Source organism: Marivirga sp. (assembly GCF_024636815.1).
Lineage (GTDB): Bacteria > Bacteroidota > Bacteroidia > Cytophagales > Cyclobacteriaceae > Marivirga.
Window position 1 is genome coordinate 1 of record NZ_JAGXGF010000093.1, and the last position, 18,063, is coordinate 18,063.

General features: G+C 33.9%; 15 protein-coding genes. 8 read left to right on the forward strand and 7 right to left on the reverse strand.

Annotated elements, in window-relative coordinates; all coding sequences use genetic code 11:
* From Q0L29_RS06880 to Q0L29_RS06905, 6 genes are all read right to left on the reverse strand, one after another.
* Positions 1–1,826, reverse strand: a 1,826-nt coding sequence (locus Q0L29_RS06880) for a two-component regulator propeller domain-containing protein (RefSeq protein ID WP_296620221.1), incomplete at its 3' end; no start/stop codon positions are given.
* Positions 1,827–1,935: 109 nt separating this feature from the next.
* Positions 1,936–2,805 carry a nucleoside phosphorylase gene (locus tag Q0L29_RS06885; protein ID WP_296620222.1) on the reverse strand — a complete coding sequence of 290 codons (870 nt, stop codon included), beginning with the start codon at positions 2,803–2,805 and terminating at the stop codon, positions 1,936–1,938.
* 5 nt (positions 2,806–2,810) lie between these two features.
* Complete coding sequence (locus tag Q0L29_RS06890) at positions 2,811–3,785, reverse strand: rhodanese-related sulfurtransferase (protein WP_296620224.1); 975 nt, start codon at positions 3,783–3,785, stop codon at positions 2,811–2,813.
* A 46-nt stretch (positions 3,786–3,831) separates the two neighbouring features.
* Complete coding sequence (locus Q0L29_RS06895) at positions 3,832–4,473, reverse strand: acetyltransferase (protein ID WP_296620225.1); 642 nt, start codon at positions 4,471–4,473, stop codon at positions 3,832–3,834.
* Positions 4,474–4,615: 142 nt separating this feature from the next.
* On the reverse strand, positions 4,616–5,251 hold the full coding sequence (locus Q0L29_RS06900) for an outer membrane beta-barrel protein (protein WP_296620227.1): 636 nt from the start codon (positions 5,249–5,251) through the stop codon (positions 4,616–4,618).
* A 69-nt stretch (positions 5,252–5,320) separates the two neighbouring features.
* Complete coding sequence (locus tag Q0L29_RS06905; RefSeq protein ID WP_296620228.1) at positions 5,321–6,112, reverse strand: DUF4197 domain-containing protein; 792 nt, start codon at positions 6,110–6,112, stop codon at positions 5,321–5,323.
* Between the two features lie 130 nt (positions 6,113–6,242).
* On the opposite strand from Q0L29_RS06905, the gene htpG reads away from it, so the two are divergent.
* The 4 genes from htpG to Q0L29_RS06925 all read left to right on the forward strand — a co-directional run bounded on the left by htpG (position 6,243) and on the right by Q0L29_RS06925 (position 11,101).
* On the forward strand, positions 6,243–8,129 hold the full coding sequence (gene htpG, locus Q0L29_RS06910; RefSeq protein WP_296620229.1) for a molecular chaperone HtpG: 1,887 nt from the start codon (positions 6,243–6,245) through the stop codon (positions 8,127–8,129).
* Positions 8,130–8,345: 216 nt separating this feature from the next.
* Complete coding sequence (locus tag Q0L29_RS06915; RefSeq protein WP_296620231.1) at positions 8,346–9,236, forward strand: hypothetical protein; 891 nt, start codon at positions 8,346–8,348, stop codon at positions 9,234–9,236.
* Positions 9,233–9,607: a fluoride efflux transporter CrcB gene (gene crcB, locus Q0L29_RS06920; RefSeq protein WP_296620233.1), complete on the forward strand. Its 375-nt coding sequence runs from the start codon at positions 9,233–9,235 to the stop codon at positions 9,605–9,607. Before Q0L29_RS06915 ends, crcB begins: the two co-directional genes overlap by 4 nt.
* Before the next feature lie 96 nt (positions 9,608–9,703).
* Positions 9,704–11,101: an exonuclease domain-containing protein gene (locus Q0L29_RS06925; RefSeq protein WP_296620234.1), complete on the forward strand. Its 1,398-nt coding sequence runs from the start codon at positions 9,704–9,706 to the stop codon at positions 11,099–11,101.
* A gap of 211 nt (positions 11,102–11,312) precedes the next feature.
* Here the strand turns inward: Q0L29_RS06925 and dnaA are convergent, their stop codons facing one another.
* Positions 11,313–12,728 carry a chromosomal replication initiator protein DnaA gene (gene dnaA / locus Q0L29_RS06930; RefSeq protein ID WP_296620236.1) on the reverse strand — a complete coding sequence of 472 codons (1,416 nt, stop codon included), beginning with the start codon at positions 12,726–12,728 and terminating at the stop codon, positions 11,313–11,315.
* A 552-nt stretch (positions 12,729–13,280) separates the two neighbouring features.
* Between dnaA and Q0L29_RS06935 the strand changes: the two genes are divergently transcribed.
* From Q0L29_RS06935 to Q0L29_RS06950, 4 genes are all read left to right on the forward strand, one after another.
* A complete protein-coding gene (locus tag Q0L29_RS06935; RefSeq protein WP_296620239.1) occupies positions 13,281–15,086 on the forward strand; it encodes a methylmalonyl-CoA mutase family protein in 1,806 nt (601 codons plus the stop codon).
* Positions 15,083–17,224 (forward strand): methylmalonyl-CoA mutase, encoded by a 2,142-nt coding sequence (scpA, locus tag Q0L29_RS06940; protein ID WP_296620242.1) that lies wholly within the window; start codon positions 15,083–15,085, stop codon positions 17,222–17,224. Before Q0L29_RS06935 ends, scpA begins: the two co-directional genes overlap by 4 nt.
* Before the next feature lie 92 nt (positions 17,225–17,316).
* Positions 17,317–17,565 carry a UPF0175 family protein gene (locus tag Q0L29_RS06945; RefSeq protein WP_296620243.1) on the forward strand — a complete coding sequence of 83 codons (249 nt, stop codon included), beginning with the start codon at positions 17,317–17,319 and terminating at the stop codon, positions 17,563–17,565.
* Positions 17,558–18,040 carry a DUF3368 domain-containing protein gene (locus Q0L29_RS06950; protein ID WP_296620264.1) on the forward strand — a complete coding sequence of 161 codons (483 nt, stop codon included), beginning with the start codon at positions 17,558–17,560 and terminating at the stop codon, positions 18,038–18,040. The genes Q0L29_RS06945 and Q0L29_RS06950 overlap by 8 nt, the downstream gene beginning before the upstream one ends.
* The last annotated feature ends 23 nt before the right edge of the window (positions 18,041–18,063 follow it).

The window sequence follows — 18,063 nt, forward strand, 5'->3', positions numbered from 1 at the left end:
ATAGGAAAAGCTTTTCCATATAATCCAATATACTGCGTTATCTTCCCTCGATATAGCCCGCTATATCTTCTCAAAGACGCCTTGTCTATTGAATTATATGAAAATCTGAATTTACAAATTAGAGTCGAACTCAGGTTACTATCCTCTATTATCGTTCTGATAATATTATAATTTATACTATTAGAATCATTTTTGCTATATCTGTAGTGCTTGAAATTATCAGTATCAGCTTGATATAAATCCAAACCATAATCCGTTGCAAGCCAAAATCTACTTCTACTATCAATAAACACCTTATGCACTCTATTATTCGACAGGGAGCTAGGATCATTAACATCATGTTTATATCTCTTAAACTGTTCTTTGTCCTTATCAAAAACCACTAATCCGCCATCACCAAGTAATCCGACCCAAAGTTTTCCATCTGGCGCTTCTGCAATACTTTCAATAAAATTTGTGGTAATTGAAGTAGTATCTCCTTCAATATTTCTGTAGGATTTTAATTCACCCGTATCTCTGTTATATCGAGATAATCCAAAATTCCATAATCCAACCCAAAAGATTTTTTCAGAATCTTCAAATAATAACCATGCCCTATCATCTGGAATGCCTGAGTAACTACTTAAAATTTGTTGAAATCTAAGCTCATCTGAATCTTCAACAACTATATCAATTCCAGCATCATTTGCTATGTAAATATCACCACGACTATCTTCAAAGATATAATTTACTGCATTATCTGAAATGCTATATGAATTATTTTCATCAGCCTGATAGAGATCAAATTTTTTCTGATTTAAGTTAAAAGATGATATCCCGCTACCATGTGTACCTAACCAATAATTGGATGATTCATCTTGATAAATCTCAACTATATTGCTAGATGGTAAAGTATTCTGATTATACTTTTCTTCTCGAAATTGATGCTTCGTTTTAAAATTAGATTCTATATAAAACAATCCTGCACCGAAAGTACCAAGCCAGACACCTCCACTTTCATTCGGATAAATTTTACGAGCATAAACCTCATTTTCATTAACGAATTTTAAATCTATTTGCTCAAATTTATTACTGTTTAAAGTTTTATAAAATAATCCGCCTAATTTAGTTGCTACCCATAGGGTTTCATTTTTATCAAAATATAAATCACGTATATCATCATCTTTAAGCCCCTTTTCACCTTTAAGGAATTTTTCAGTTTGAGATGTTTTAATGTTTATTCTATGAAGTCCCTCTCGAGTTCCTACCCAAATTACATCTTCTAGCTCAGCTTTTGAAATGCAATAAACCACAGAATTATTTAATGAAGGAAAATTATCAGGATGTGTAAAAGGATTTGAAAATTCCTCAGTGATAATATTAAATTTGTTTAAACCGTTTTTAGTACCTAACCAATAAACTGAGTCTGAATGCTGAAAAATTGTATAAACTACATTATCGCTAATAGAATTTTTACCTTTATTATCATGAAGAAAATGATCAAAATTTGACTTCTTATCAAATTTATTTAAGCCCCCACCATAAGTACCTATCCATAAATTTCCATTTTGATCTTCTACTATATCTTTGATATAATTATTGCTTATGCTAGTAGAATCATCAATTCTATATTGATAGGAGATAAAATCCTGACCATCATATCTGTTCAACCCGTCCTGAGTTCCTAACCAAAGAAAGCCATTACTTCCTTGATAAATTGTCTCCACTATATTCTGTGAGAGGCCGTCACTTACATTCAAATTATTAAAGTCAGTGTTTTCCAGCTGATTCTGTGCCCAGATTGGAAAACTTAAAAATTGTACTATTAACAGATATAAAAATCGCATAAGTGAATCAATAAGATTTCAAAATAGAACATTATCTTATTAAAATCAATCATTTTCGATTAACTGTTCATTCAGTACTATAAAGATGTGATTGTATTATTTCGGAATTCTAAAGCTCTGATGCTTTATCCAAAACCATCTTGATTAGCGTATCAATAGTTTTATCAGAATTTTTTGAGAATTGATGGGTCATTCTATTAGCTACAATCGCATTGCAACTCAATACTTCATGGCCTAATAATCTTCCCATTGCATAATAACCTGCTGTTTCCATTTCAAAATTGGTCAACCACAAATCTCCATAATGAAACATGGAAAGGCTTTCTGCAATATTGGGAAAGCGAATAGGTGTGCGTAATTGCCTTCCTTGGGGTGCATAAAATCCAGGACAAGTGACTGTATTTCCAATATTCATCCCATCAGAAAAATGCTTGAGTAAAGAAGATGATCCTTCCACACAATATGGGCGGAACGGCAAACCAATTTCCAACTGCAATGCAGATTCAACATTCGATTCTGCCTCTGTTCTATCTAAATGATAAAATTGCATTAAAGTATCTATACCAATTGCAAATTGTGAGGCTAATAAAGAATCTACAGGCAGATCTTGTTGTAAACCACCTGAAGTGCCAATTCTAATTATTTTTAATGATTTCTTTTTAACCTTATTTTCTCTTTTTTTAAGGTTTATATTAGCGAGAGCATCTAACTCAGTCATTAAAATTTCCACATTATCGGTACCCATTCCCGTGGACATCACTGTTAGTTTTCGTCCTTTATAGGTGCCTGTATGTGTAATAAACTCCCTTTTATTCATTTCAAAAGTGACCTCATCAAAATACTGACTCACTTTATGAACTCTTGAAGGGTCTCCAACTGTAAGAATGACATCTGAAATATCCTGAGGTCTTAAACTCAAATGATAGACGGAACCGTCCTTATTCAATATCAATTCTGACTCAGGATATTTCTGATTCATATTAATTAGATTTTAGATTTTTCTACTTTACCCTGAAAGCCTTTATAAGGATCATATCCATTAGTTTTCTTTTGGTAATAGCCAGTTCCGTTATATTCTCTTTTCTCGGGATGCTCTTTACATTCTTCTGAGCAAGCACCTTCCATTTCCCAACTACATTTTTCGCAGATGGGAACATGTACATTGCAAGTAGGATTAGCACAATTTACCATTCTATCAGAATTGGTATCGCAAACAAAACATTTAGAAACTACCTTAGGATTCACTTTGTTTATATCCACTGAAAGTCTGTTATCAAAAACATAACATTTTCCTTCAAAATCTTCTCCCTCTGCTTCCAGTCCGTATTTTATTATCCCACCATGCAGTTGATGAACATTATCAAATCCCTGCTCTAATAAAAAAGCACTTGCCTTCTCGCACTTGATTCCTCCAGTGCAATAAGTCACAATCTTTTTATTTTTATACTGCTCCAATTCGCTTATTTTCTCAGGAAAATCCCTGAAATTTTCTATATCTAGTGTAACTGCATTTTTGAAGCGACCTAACTCATGTTCGTAATTGGAACGGACATCCAAAATGACTATATCCTCCTCGTTTTTAATCATTTCTCTGAATTGCTCAGGCTCTACATAAGCTCCTGTTCTTTTTCTTGGATTGATGTGAGAAAGACTTGAATGCACAATTTCAGGCTTATGCCTCACATTCAATTTTTTAAAGGTGTGTTCAGGATGAAAATCTTCTTTGAAATCAGTATCCGCAAATCGAGTATCTGCTTTTACTCTTTTCATGAATTCATCTACATTTTCTGTGGAGCCTGAAACAGTGCCGTTTAATCCTTCTTTAGAGATAATGATTCTACCTCTTAAATCGAGTTCTAAACACATTAAATGATGTTCATCCCTGAATTGGTCAGGATTCTCAATTTCTGCATAGCAGTAATAAAGAATTACTTTGTATTGGTTTTCTGTATTTTCCATAATTTCCTCCTTAGTGTAAATAAGGTGATTTTATATCTATAAATAATTAATTTTCAATCGTTTGAGCAGGATTACCGAATACGGTTTCTCCATCTTTCACATCTCTGATCACTACAGAACCTGCTCCAATATTGGCTTTTTTTCCGATTTTCACCCCTGAAACAACGGTTACTCCAGAGCCAATGAATGTTTCATCTCCAACTATTACTCCACTGTTCAATTGAGAACCAGCTCCAATCTGTACATAGTCTCCAAGCTCAACATTGTATTCAATAATAACTCCAGAATGAATCAGGCAGTGATTAGGCACTTTGGAATACGCTCCTAAAACAGCTCTTGCGTTGATGAAATTTCCATAACCCAAATGTGTTGAATCAGAAACAATTGCCTGAGCATGAATAGCATTCGCAGGCATAGTCTTCCTGCGGTCGTTCAGCATTTTGGTCATCTTTTTTCGAGCTTTCATATTGTCTTCCGCCACAAAAGCATCGCATTTTTTACCGATATATTTTAAATAACCATCATCATCTGTTTCTCCTAAAACAGATACGAAATCAATCTCGGTGCCGTGCATGGTTTTATCATCATCCAAAAAGCAATAAATTTCAACTTTATTACTTTTGAAAATTTCAGCCGCTGAAGGCCCGATACCTTTTGCCCCTAAGATTATTACAGGTTTTTTATCCATAGTTAATTTTTAGAACTGCAAAGTTAAGGTTTAAACTTTCCTTGCGCAATAAAGCGGTTCCTATTTTAGGATATGTTTGTGTTTAATTATGCTACCTAAATACAATTCACCTCGATTAAAAGAAGGAATATAGTTAGGATGGTTAATCTATTTTCAATATTTCTTTTAACTTATCCATCTTCAGCTTTCCATATAATTGAAATAAAATGGAATAAGATAGTTGATTATTATCGGCAAAATCATTTTCATAGGATTGAAGTGGCACGAAGCTATAGTTAAATCTCCCTCCTATTGTGACGTTTTCATTTAGATCATATTCCAAACCAAAGATAGTAGCATAATCCATAGCACTTACTCTGCCATTTAAACCCATTTTTTGCTCTTGACCATCCATGAAATATTTATAATTCCCGCCTAAAAACACTGAGGGTTGAATCCCCAGATTTAGAGTGAATTTCTCATCCAACAGAATCCCAAACATGATTGCAAAATCAAAATAATACAGATTGATATTATTAACATTTTGACTATCCCAATTCCATGAGCCTTTTTGAGTAAGCAAAGTTTCCATCTGAACAAAGAGTCTTTCTGTAGCGCCAAACTTTTTGTAGCCACCTAATTGCAACCCCGGTCTCAAACTACCGTTCCCTTGGCCATTTATGGTGGAGACAACCGCACCTACTTTGAGTCCATAATCTTGAGCTTTCAATTCAAACGGATTTTGAATAAGCCAAAAAAAAGTTAGAGCAGAAAAAATAATAAATTCTTTAATTCTCATATTTAAAATATCATTACTTCATTTTGATTGGATTACCTAATCCTTACAAAACCAATGTGAATCTATAGATTATTGTTGAGCAAATACTTTTTTCAAAATATCATTTATCCTGGCTGATGGATTTTCTCTTATGTCTTTCTCCTTTAAAGCAATTTTTTGGAACATTCCGTCTAATGCTCGTTCGGTAACAAAAGTTGCTAAGTCCTTTTCATTAATAGGACTTAAATTTAAAGCATTTATAAAATCATTTCTTTCTACATCATTATAGGTTTTAACAAAGGTGCTATATAACTGCTCACTGCTTTTATTATAGACAATAGGATCATCTAAAACATCTTTTATATCAGGTTTAAAAGCATTTAACAATTGATTGAAAGTTTTATTTCTCAAATAATTAGTGGCAGCATCATCCGAGCCTTTCAAAATATTGAATCCGTCTTGCACAGTCATTGAGGTGATGGCATTAACAAATATAGGCTTTGCTTTTACTACCGCTTTTTCTGCTGCTCTGTTTAAACTTAATATCATGTCTGCCTCAATATCTTTAATCAATTCATCATAAACCTTTCTTCCGGCTGAAGTGGATTTTAATTGTGAAATGGCTGATTGCAATTCAGAAGGTAATAGTATTTTAACAGCTTCATCTCTTAAATAGCCATTAGTACTTGCTAATTGATCAACCCCTGCTTTTGCACCTACTTCTAAGGCAGATTTCAATCCTTGAATCACTTCTCTTTCTGTTAATTTACCTGATTGTGTTGGATCAAGGTCATAATCTTTGGCTACCTGTTGCAATAATTCGCAGGAATTAAAAATTGTAGTACAAAAAATGGCAATGAAAATTAAGGTTGTCTTTCTCATAGTATGATATTTTTTCAGTTCTTGCAATTTACATAAAATTTTTCTGCCAAGCTGACAGCAAAATGATATTAAATCGAGAATGGAATAAGAATTGATCCTCTGAAAGAGACAAATCAAAACAGTAAACAAAATGCAAGAGAAAGGTAGTATTTCGATCCATTCGGAAAATATTTTCCCAATAATTAAGAAATTTTTATACTCTGACCATGAAGTATTCCTTCGTGAGTTAGTTTCCAATGCAGTAGATGCCACTCAAAAAATCAAAAGCCTTGGTACTCTAGGTGAATATGATGGTGACCTAGGTGATTTAAGCATTGAAATTAAAATAGATAAAAAGAAAAAGACTTTACATGTCATCGATAAAGGAATCGGGATGACAGGCGAAGAAATCAAAAAATATATTAACCAAATTGCCTTTTCCGGTGCCACGGAATTTGTTGAAAAATACAAAGAAAAAGGTGAAGGCTCCGGTATAATTGGTCATTTTGGTTTAGGTTTCTATTCTGCTTTTATGGTAGCGGATAAAGTAGAAATCAAATCTTTATCAAGAGAAAAAGAGGCCACTCCCGCTCACTGGATTTGTGACGGAAGCACTGAATTCGAATTAAAAGACGGTGACAAAAAAGAAAGAGGTTCTGAGGTCATTTTGCATATCAATAAAGATTCAGAAGAATTTTTAGAAGAACATAGAGTCAATGAAATTTTGACTAAATATTGTAAATTCTTGCCTGTTCCAATCATTTTTGGTGAAACTGAAGAAACCATTAAAGAAGGGGAAGGAGATGATGCAAAAGAGAAAAAGGTTAAAGTACCAAAAGTAATTAACAATACTACTCCTCTTTGGACAAAAGCTCCGGCTGATTTAACTGACGAAGAATACAAAGATTTCTATAAAGAGCTTTATCCATTTAGTGAGGATCCATTATTCTGGATCCACCTGAATGTGGATTATCCATTCAATTTGACAGGCATTTTATACTTTCCGAAAATCAAGAATGACTTTGATATTCAGAAAAATAAAATTCAGCTCTACTCTCGACAGGTTTTTATTACGGATGAGGTAAAAGACGTTGTACCTGAATTCTTAATGTTGATGCATGGGGTAATTGACTCTCCTGATATTCCATTGAACGTATCAAGAAGTTACTTACAATCCGACAGTAATGTAAAGAAAATCAATAATCACATTACCAAGAAAGTTGCGGATAAGCTGGCGGAACTCTATAAAAGTGATCGAAAATCATTTGAAGAAAAATGGGACAGCGTTGGACTTTTCGTGAAGTACGGAATGATGAGCGATGATAAATTCTATGACAAAGCAAAGAAATTCTGTCTATTGAAAAGCATAGAGCAAGATAAATATTTCACTTTAGATGAATATAAAGAAAGCATTGCCGGAAATCAGACTGACAAAGATGACAATGTAACTATTCTATATGCCACTAATCCTGATAAGCAAGATGCTTATATCACATCAGCACAGAAAAAAGGGTATGACGTGGTTTTATTAGATAGCCCAATAGATAGCCATTTCATCAATCAACTAGAGCAGAAATTGGAGAAAACCAATATGAAGCGAGTGGATGCCGATATAGTGGATAAATTGATTGATAAAGATGAAAAAGCTGAAAGCGTATTATCTGATGATGAAAAAGAAAAGTTGAAAAAAGTTTTTGAAGACGCTATCAATAATTCATCTATGACAGTGGCTGTGGAAGCTTTATCTCCTGATGAATTGCCAGTTTCTTTAACTATGCCAGAATTTATGCGCAGAATGAAGGATATGCAGCAAACCGGTGGCGGAATGCCTTTCATGGGCGGAATGCCAGATCAGTATAATTTGACCATAAATGCTAATCATAAAATGGCTTCAAAAATTTTAAAGGCTGAAAGCGAAGAAGAGCAAAAGAATATTGCCAAGCAGAATTATGATTTAGCTTTACTTTCTCAAAACATGCTGAATGGTAAAGATTTAACAAACTTTATTAGCAGAAGTGTAGAGATGATGGAGACGTAAATAATTAGTAATTAATAATTCGTTTAGTTAAAACACCTTTTCTTCTCCTTAAGAAGTAGGAATACAGGATGAGGCTTAAAGAAACTTAACTAAATGACATCGAATAGTAATAGGAAAAGTAGTAATTGGTTAATTAGTAATTATTAATTATTAATTAAAAATATAGAGACAGCCCGGAATTTTCAATAACTTCGGGCTGTTTTCGTTTTGGATGACATGAAGAAATTCTTACTTATATCGACCCTAATTTTTTTCATTCTGCCACAAGCTCTATTGGCACAGGAAGAAGAAATTCCTCAGGATACAATCCCCACTCCTTCTGATACTATTAAAAAAACTTTCCAATTTTTAGATGGTGCACCCGTAACTATCGATTTGGAGACAGAAGAAGAGGAAGATGAAGAAGAAAACGAAAAAAAGAAGGAAAAGAAAAAACGTAATTTTTATTATGATAAAAAAGTAAGAAAAAACTACACCCTCTCTGGCTATGGAAACAATATAACACGTGAACTTTTTAGCTACCTAAAGAAAGAATATGTTGAACCAGATCCTTATGTTAGGGATTTCTACTGGTATGACTTTAAAAGAAAAGAAATTCGAAGCACCAAAAATGCAGATCCTAAATTTGCAGGTATTCTACATGGTCCTTATCAGAAATTAAAAGATGAACAAGTGATTGAAAAAGGTATGTTCTGGAATGGACTCAAGCACGGAAGATGGATGCGATATGATAATAATGGGATTCTGTTGGACAAACTTACCTATTTTAAAGGCTGGCCAATTGACTCTAAAATCACTTATTATGATGAAGAGAAAAGAGAGCATGTAAAAGAGGTAATACCAATTGAACACGGTGAGAAAGAAGGCACTTACCTTTATTTCCATAAAAACGGTCAGGTGGCTGTACAAGGAGAGTATAGATTCAATCAAAAAGTAGGCTTATGGGCTGAATACTATGATCAAAGGAGGAGAAGAAAGAAAACGATTCAATATGGGAGAGACCCATTTAATAAAGATTTTGAACCCTATATCAATCAAGAATGGGATGCCTCTGGTAAGCTTGTTTACGACAGAGAACAATGGAACCGTAAATTTGCCTCCAAATGATTAAAAATTTACTCTTAGTTGGACTTGGTGGTGGATTAGGAAGTATTGCACGATACGTTACCACTAATTTATCGCAAAAATATCTTTCCCCCTTCCTGCCTTATGGGACACTGATAGCCAATATTTTAGGCTCACTTTTGATAGGAGTTTTTCTAGCTCATTTGATTGAGAACCCTTCTCAAAACTTTAAATTATTACTGGTGACTGGCTTTTGTGGTGGTTTCACCACCTTTTCAACCTTCTCTTATGAAAACTTCAATTATTTACAAAATGGTCAAATAGGAATGTTTTTGCTATATGGAATTGGGAGCATAGCCATTGGTTTAATTGCTGTTTTTGTAGGCTTTAGCTTAACCAAATTGATAGCTTAACATGCTATTGGAATTTAGAATATCTCAAATAGAAATAATATAGATTTTTTTAAAATAATTATCGAACTTTTCTGAGTTTAGAAAAGTTGGAAACAGATGTACGCCATAGTTGATATAGAAACCACAGGAGGCTATGCAGCCCGAAACAGAATATGTGAAATCGCCATTATTTTACATGATGGTGAAAAAGTGGTTAAAGAGTACCAATCATTAATCAATCCTGAACGTCATATTCCACCACAATTATCAGCTATTCATGGAATCAACGATCAAATGGTGGAAGAAGCTCCAAAATTTTATGAGGAAGCTAAAACCATTCATGAATTATTAGAAGGCAATATATTCGTAGCACATAGTGTGAATTTTGACTACTCTTTTGTTAAAGCTGCTTTTCAGGATTTAGGTTATGATTTAAAATTGAAAAAGCTCTGCACTGTTCGTTTAAGTAGAAAAATATTTCCTGGATTGAAAAGCTATAGTCTTGGTAATATCTGCGAAAACCGAGGAATTAAAATTAATGACCGACACAGAGCCTTTGGAGACGCTATCGCCACAGCAGAACTCTTTACACAATTGGTTAAGCATGATGAAAATGAAATCATCCAAAAATCTTTAAAGAAAAATGCTTCGGTAGTTAATATCCCTGAGAATTTGGAGAGGACTGTATTCGAAGCATTGCCTGAATCGCCTGGTGTTTATTATTTCCTCAATCAGAAAAGTCAAATCATTTACGTTGGCAAAGCTAAAAACATCAAAAAAAGGGTCAGCAGCCATTTTGGAGGAAGTAAATTGGAAGTAGCCAAACAAGCTTTTCAAAGTCAGATTCATCATGTAGATTATTATTTAACTGGCAATGAATTGATTGCGCTACTTCACGAATCAAATGAAATCAGAAAGAACTGGCCTCGATACAACCGAGCCCAGAAAAACAATAGCCCTGGCTATTCAATTCACCTATATGAAGACAGACAAGGTTATAAAAGATTACAACTAGGAAGAAAGCAAGCTGGAATGCAAAGTCTAATGAGGTTTCCCAACCATGCCTCAGGATTTGCTTTTTTGAATGACGTTAGTAAAAAACTGAAAATATGCCCAAAATTTGCTGGAATTCAATCCAGCCCAGGAGCTTGTTTCGATTATAGTTTAAAATTATGCGAAGGGGCATGTGCTGGCGAAGAATCTCAAGATGAGCACAATACCAAGGTCGAAGCTTTTATTGATTATTGCAAAGCCGAAAAAAGCGATTACATTTTTATTGGCGAAGGCCGAAATCAAGAGGAATCTGCCTTTGTATTGGTAGAAGAAGGATTTTATAAAGGCTTTGGATTTTACTCTCAGAATGATTCAATAGAACAGTGGGAAGAATTCAGCAATTATCTAATTCAATATCCCGACCACCCTGAAATTTATAAGATCTTAAGTAGCGAGCATGCTACCAAAAATTATAAAAAGGTGAAGAAGGAGAGTTTTTTAAAGAGGAAGGAATCTGCTTGAAATACTTTGGTTTAGTACACTTTATTTTATGCGTCAGACAGTTCCAACCGTCATACACAAAGAAAAATTAACATATAAATTTATTATTTTCTGCTGATTTAAATCTGTGAGAACTACCCCTTGAGGCTATGATAGGAGTGTCGATTGCTATTAATCATTAAAGTATATCCGTGCTCCATTCCCCCTTTGGGGTATAGGGGGGGGCTGGGCTCTAAACCTTCTTCATTTTAAACCTCTTCTTCAGCTCCTCCATTTCTTCTCTAAATCGCTTGTCCACCTGCATCATGTCATTTACAGATTGTACTGCATGAATAACAGTGGAGTGATCTCTTCCTCCAAAATGGTAGCCAATTGATTTTAAAGAATGGTTGGTGTGTTCCTTGCAGAAAAACATGGAAACCTGACGGGCAATTACAATTTCTTTCTTTCTGGTTTTCGCTTTTAAATCATCGATTTTAACCGCGAAATGTTCAGCAATAGTCTTTTGAATGAAATCAATACCTACTTCAGATTCAATATCATGAACAATATTTTTCAAAGTCTGCTTAGCCAATTCTAAATCAATTTCTTTTCTATTTAAAGAAGCATGCGCAATCAATGAAATCAAAACACCTTCTAATTCTCTGATATTGGTATCAACAGAATAAGCTAAATATTCAATCACATCTTCTGGAATATGAATACCATCACTTTCCATTTTATTCTGGATAATGGCAATACGGGTTTCCAAATCTGGCTGCTGTAAATCAGCAGTTAATCCCCATTTAAATCTAGAAAGCAATCTGTCCTCCAAACCTTTCAAATCCCTTGGCGGACGATCAGAAGTCATGATAATTTGCTTACCATTCTGATGTAAATGATTGAAAATATGAAAGAATATTTCCTGGGTTCTCTCTTTACCACCTAAAAACTGAACATCATCAATGATTAGTGCATCAATATGCAAATAGTAATTAGAGAAATCTTGAATTTTATTATTTCTTAAAGCATCGATAAACTGATTGGTAAATTTCTCAGAAGAAACATACAAAACAAATTTACCATTTAAAGTATCTTTTATTTCATTTCCTATGGCTTGTACCAAATGGGTTTTTCCCAATCCTACTCCCCCGTAAATCATCAGTGGATTAAAAGAGGTAATACCTGGCTTTTTAGCCACAGCATATCCAGCTGACCTAGCCAAACGGTTACAATCCCCTTCAATAAAAGTATCAAAAGTATAATTGGGATTTAGTTGAGAATTTTGCTGACTTAAATCTACTCCATTTAAAACGAATGGATTTAGAGGTTCTTCCCTTGGTTGTTCCTTAGGTTTATTGGATTTATTATTATTAGGCAAATTGATGGTAAAGGGTTTATACTTCTCATTTCCTTTATCCACTATAACAGAGTATTCCAATCTGCCTTCAGGTCCAAGTTCTTGATGAATAACTTTCCGTAAAATATGAACATAATGTTCCTCCAACCACTCATAAAAGAATTGGCTCGGCACTTGAATCGTTAAAACGTTATTTTCAAGCTTGATAGGGTCAATAGGAGAAAACCAAGTATTATAACTCTGCTCTCCAACACCCTCCTTTATGGAGTGAAGACAATTATTCCATACTGATTGACAGTCTTTAACCATTCACACTAATACTTGACGGATTGTTTATTTGAAACCCTAATTTTCTATCAGGGCTGACAAAAATGATAAAAAAATAGGGAAGAAAAAAATGCAATTTTACTTGACAAGCCATTAAATACAATTCAGTCAATTTATGTTTGTAAAACAGTTAAATTTTCTTTAAAAAATTACATTTTATTATTTAATCCTAAAAATTTAAATGAATTTCTAATCTAAAGGACATACGGTTTATAAAAACCCGATTATTAGATAGTTATACTACAATTTCACATTAAATATAACCATTAAAAGCATTAAAATTTGAACTATTAGGTTTCTATTAATATCGGTGCTAACCCTACTTAATCAATTGAATATCATGTTTTTAAATGATTATAATCAGTATTAATCACGAACATCGGAATGGATAATCCGGATTAAAGTCCTTTATCTCAATTATTTAAATTGATGCATGATGAACAGATATATGATTTCATCCACCATTTATAACTTTTACGTTTAAGGATAGAGGGAAATATATTAACTTTAAGCATTGAAACGACAAAATTGGAAATGAGCAATACTAAATTATTTGAAAATTTTGAAAAGAGTTCTGCCATAGATTGGAAGAATCAAATCATAAAAGAATTAAAGGATAAGCCTTTTGAAAATCTGATCAGTAAAACCCCTGAAGGAATTTCGATTAAACCCTTTTATCATAAAGATACAGCTGAGGGTTCAGAGATAAATATCCAAAACTCAATACAACAAGTAAATGAAGCTCTACCTCCTCGCTATTGGGCAAATCAAGTTAAAGTGCTTGTAAAAAGCGAAAAAGAAGCCAATCAAGCTGCATTAGAAGCTTTAAATGGTGGAACTGAAGGGATTATTTTTGTAATTGCAAACGCTGATATAAATCTGGAAATTTTATTAAATGAAATTCAGCCGGAATATTGCATGATTTCATTTGAATCTAAGGAGCCTTTTTATTCATTAATATCACAATATTTAAATTTTATTAGTGCACACGATATTGATAGCCATAAAATCAGTGGTTTTTATCATTGCGATATAATTGAATGCAGAGATTCAGGCACCATTGGTATAAATGATAATGATTTCAAAAAAATAGCAGAGTTGATCAAACACGCTGATGATTATCCTGATTTCAAGCCTTTATGTATTAGTAGTAATTTATTCCACAATTCCGGAGCAAATATCACCCATGAATCAGGATTACTGCTATCTAAATCAGTAGAATTCTTTGATAAATTAACAGATTTAAAACTTGAACTCAATCAAATTCTAAAATCCACCGTTTTTTCACTTGCTGTGGGCAGTAATTATTTTTTTGAAATTGCTAAACTAAAAGCGTTTAAATATAACCTATTGAAAATAGCTGAAGCTTACAATAGCAAAGTAAACGCAGATGATATATTTATTCATTGCAATACCAGTTTCAGAAGTAAATCTGCACTAGACTTTAATGTTAATTTATTAAGAAATACCAATGAGGCCATGGCTTCTGTTTTGGGAGGATGCAATAGTTTGTGGGTTCAGCCACATGATGAATCAGCTGGAAAACCACCAAGCAAAACTTTCAAAAGGATTGCACTAAATATTTCCAATATACTTAAAGAGGAATCACATTTAGATAAAGTAGTCGATCCTACAAAGGGTAGTTATTATATAGAAAACCTTATCAAGGAGATTTCTTCATCTTCTTGGAAGATATTTACAGAATTTGAAGAAGATGGTTCTTATAGTCATCATTTTGATAATGGAAATATCCATCAAATAGTAGATACGGATGCTGGAAAAGCCGAGCAAAATTTATGGGCTAGAAAAGATTTATTGATAGGTGCCAATACCTATCAATTAATAGGTGAAAAAATCAGTGCTTATTTAGATACAGAAGAAAGTGGAAAAAGCCTGGAAGCGAAAAGATTGACTGCCACTATTGAGCACATGCGATATAGGGTAGAGAAATTAGTGGAAGAAAAGGGCGAAAAAGCCAGACCAATGGCTCAAATTGTTTTATTGGGCACTGATCCAATCAGCAAAGCCAAATCAGATTTTGCTTACAGTTTTTTAGGGATAGCTGGAATTGGTATCTCATCTGAGGAATTTATTGATCAATTAGATGAAAACATAAAATTAGATAATGAAGCAAGTATCACTGTTTTATGTTATGCTGAAACTCCTGAAAATTTAGAACAGTATATTTCTAAACATAAAGGAACCCTATTAGTAGCCGGACAAGAACCGAATGAAGCAGAATTACAAAAAGCTGGCTTATATGGATGTATCAACCGAAAAGTTGATACCAAAAGATTTTTAGACCAATTATTAAAAGACTTAGGAATAGCGCTGATATGAGACCTGATTTTTCAAAAATAGAAAATATAAATTTAGATAAAGTCGATAGCAAAGCTCATTCAAGAGCCGAGTGGAAAACTGCTGAAAGCATAGTAGTTCCTCCTGTGATTGATGCCTCCACTATTAAAGGTGCAGAACATATCGGTTTTATCGCAGGAAAAGCTCCTTATTTAAGAGGTCCTTACAGCACAATGTATGTACAAAGACCATGGACTATCCGACAGTACGCAGGATTTTCCACGGCTGAAGAGTCTAATGAATTTTACAGAAAAAATTTAGCAGCAGGACAAAAAGGACTTTCAGTAGCTTTTGATTTAGCCACGCATAGAGGTTATGATTCTGACCATCCAAGAGTTGAGGGAGATGTCGGAAAAGCGGGAGTTGCCATTGACAGCATTTTGGATATGAAATTGCTTTTTGACCAAATTCCTTTGGATAAAATGTCAGTTTCCATGACCATGAATGGAGCAGTAATTCCTGTGATGGCATTTTATATAGTAGCAGCTGAAGAGCAAGGCGTAAAACCTGAGCAACTCTCTGGCACCATTCAAAATGACATTTTGAAAGAATTTATGGTGAGGAATACTTATATCTACCCTCCTGCTCCTTCTGTTCGTATTATTTCTGATATTTTTGAATATACCAGTAAAAATATGCCGAAATTTAATTCCATCAGTATCAGTGGCTATCACATGCATGAAGCGGGTGCCACAGCTGATTTGGAATTAGCTTATACATTGGCAGATGGATTGGAATACATCAGGGCCGGATTAAAGTCAGGCTTGACTATCGATAAGTTTGCCCCACGCCTTTCCTTTTTTTGGGCAATTGGTATGAACCATTTCATGGAAATTGCCAAAATGAGAGCAGGAAGATTGCTTTGGGCGAAAATTGTAAAGCAATTCAATCCTGAAAATCCTAAATCACTGGCACTAAGAACACATAGCCAAACTTCGGGTTACAGCTTAACAGAGCAAGACCCCTATAATAATGTTGCCAGAACCTATATTGAGGCCAAAGCAGCTGTTCTAGGGCATACTCAATCTTTGCACACCAACGCATTAGATGAAGCCATTGCTTTGCCTACTGATTTCTCAGCTAGAATAGCACGAAACACTCAATTATTCCTACAAAATGAAACACAAATCACCAAGACGGTTGATCCATGGGGAGGCTCTTATTATGTGGAATTCCTAACAGACCAACTGGTGAAAAAGGCTTGGAAATTGATTGAGGAAGTGGAAGAAATGGGCGGAATGACAAAAGCCATCGAATCCGGCCTTCCGAAAATGAGAATTGAAGAAGCTTCTGCCAGAAAACAGGCAGGAATTGATTCTGGAAGGGAAGTTATAGTGGGTATCAATCGCTATCGAACTGATGAAGAAAGTGATATTGAATTGCGTGAAGTAGATAATACGGCTGTTTTAAAATCACAAGTTAAGCGACTTGAAAAACTGAAGGCGGATAGAAACGACTCTGAAGTAAAAACTGCCCTTGATAATTTGGCGGAATGCGCTAAGACTGGAAAAGGAAATTTATTAGAATTTGCCGTGGAAGCAGCTCGAAAAAGAGCTACCTTAGGTGAAATCTCAGATGCTATGGAAAAATCATTTGGAAGACATAAAGCAACCATTCGCTCCATACAAGGTGTATATTCTGGAGAGGCTGGCAATAGCGCTGACTTCAAGAAAGCACAAAAGTTAGCGAACGATTTTGCAGAATTAGAAGGAAGAAGACCTAGAATTCTGATCGCAAAAATGGGGCAAGATGGACATGATAGAGGGGCTAAGGTAATAGCCACAAGCTTTGCGGATTTAGGCTTTGATGTAGATATTGGGCCACTTTTCCAAACCCCTGAAGAATCTGCCATGCAAGCAGCTGAAAATGATGTCCACATTGTTGGGGCATCAAGTTTAGCTGCAGGACATAAAATGTTGATTCCAAAAATGATAAATGAATTAAAAAGAATTGGCAGAGAAGATATTATGGTAATTGCAGGTGGTGTAATCCCTCCTAAAGATTATGATTTCTTATATGAAGCTGGAGTAAGTGCTGTTTTTGGTCCTGGAACGAATATAGCTAAGGCGGCTACTCAGATTTTGGAGAAGTTGATGAGGGAGGATGAGGAAATACATTAAGATAGAAAAAACAATCTTATTAGATAAATAACAGCATTAGGAATTAAATAAAAAATGATTTCGTTATATTTATATTAATCAATATTATAGTTATGATAAATATAGAATATCCAGAATCACTTGCTAACACCTTAAAATTAAGCGATTTAGAATTTAAATCTGAAATGAAAACTACCTCATTAATCAAACTTTATGAAATGGGAAAGCTATCCTCTGGAGTGGCTGCAAAGGTTTTAGGTATATCACGTTTAGACTTTTTAGAATTACTAGCAAAATATAATGTTTCTATGTTGGGTAACTTAAGCCTAAATGATTTAACTGAAGAGATTGAAAATGCTTAGAGTTGTTTCGAATACTACTCCAATTATATCCTTATTAAAACTGGACAAGTTAGATTTACTTCAAAAGCTATATAACCAAATCAGTATCCCCAAAGCTGTCCTTAACGAAATTGAAGCAGGAAAAAATAAAGTTTATTATAAAGATTTATCAAAAATTGAATGGATTAATATTAATCCAATTCAAGATACAAACGCACTTAAATATTTTTTAGATCTTGATGATGGAGAAGCTGAAGCAATAGTTTTAGCGACCGAAATTGAGGCAGATCTAATTATAATTGATGAAAAACTAGGTAGATTTCATGCTAAACATGCCGATTTAAAAATCACTGGTACAATTGGTATTTTAATAAAAGCGAAAAAAGAAGGTCACCTTAAAGAAGTAAAACCATTACTAGATGAACTAACAGAAAAAAATGTCTGGATTAGTGAAAAATTAAAACAGGATATTTTAAAAAGGGTTAATGAATCATAACTAACAAAACAAATTCACTAAAA

Coding starts and splice junctions, on each gene's coding strand:
- crcB (WP_296620233.1), top strand. CDS start 9,233: ATGATTAAAAATTTACTCTTAGTTGGACTTGGTGGTGGATTAGGAAGT.
- Q0L29_RS06895 (WP_296620225.1), bottom strand. CDS start 4,473: ATGGATAAAAAACCTGTAATAATCTTAGGGGCAAAAGGTATCGGGCCT.
- Q0L29_RS06915 (WP_296620231.1), top strand. CDS start 8,346: ATGAAGAAATTCTTACTTATATCGACCCTAATTTTTTTCATTCTGCCA.
- htpG (WP_296620229.1), top strand. CDS start 6,243: ATGCAAGAGAAAGGTAGTATTTCGATCCATTCGGAAAATATTTTCCCA.
- Q0L29_RS06890 (WP_296620224.1), bottom strand. CDS start 3,785: ATGGAAAATACAGAAAACCAATACAAAGTAATTCTTTATTACTGCTAT.
- dnaA (WP_296620236.1), bottom strand. CDS start 12,728: ATGGTTAAAGACTGTCAATCAGTATGGAATAATTGTCTTCACTCCATA.
- scpA (WP_296620242.1), top strand. CDS start 15,083: ATGAGACCTGATTTTTCAAAAATAGAAAATATAAATTTAGATAAAGTC.
- Q0L29_RS06905 (WP_296620228.1), bottom strand. CDS start 6,112: ATGAGAAAGACAACCTTAATTTTCATTGCCATTTTTTGTACTACAATT.
- Q0L29_RS06925 (WP_296620234.1), top strand. CDS start 9,704: ATGTACGCCATAGTTGATATAGAAACCACAGGAGGCTATGCAGCCCGA.
- Q0L29_RS06950 (WP_296620264.1), top strand. CDS start 17,558: ATGCTTAGAGTTGTTTCGAATACTACTCCAATTATATCCTTATTAAAA.
- Q0L29_RS06935 (WP_296620239.1), top strand. CDS start 13,281: ATGAGCAATACTAAATTATTTGAAAATTTTGAAAAGAGTTCTGCCATA.
- Q0L29_RS06945 (WP_296620243.1), top strand. CDS start 17,317: ATGATAAATATAGAATATCCAGAATCACTTGCTAACACCTTAAAATTA.
- Q0L29_RS06900 (WP_296620227.1), bottom strand. CDS start 5,251: ATGAGAATTAAAGAATTTATTATTTTTTCTGCTCTAACTTTTTTTTGG.
- Q0L29_RS06885 (WP_296620222.1), bottom strand. CDS start 2,805: ATGAATCAGAAATATCCTGAGTCAGAATTGATATTGAATAAGGACGGT.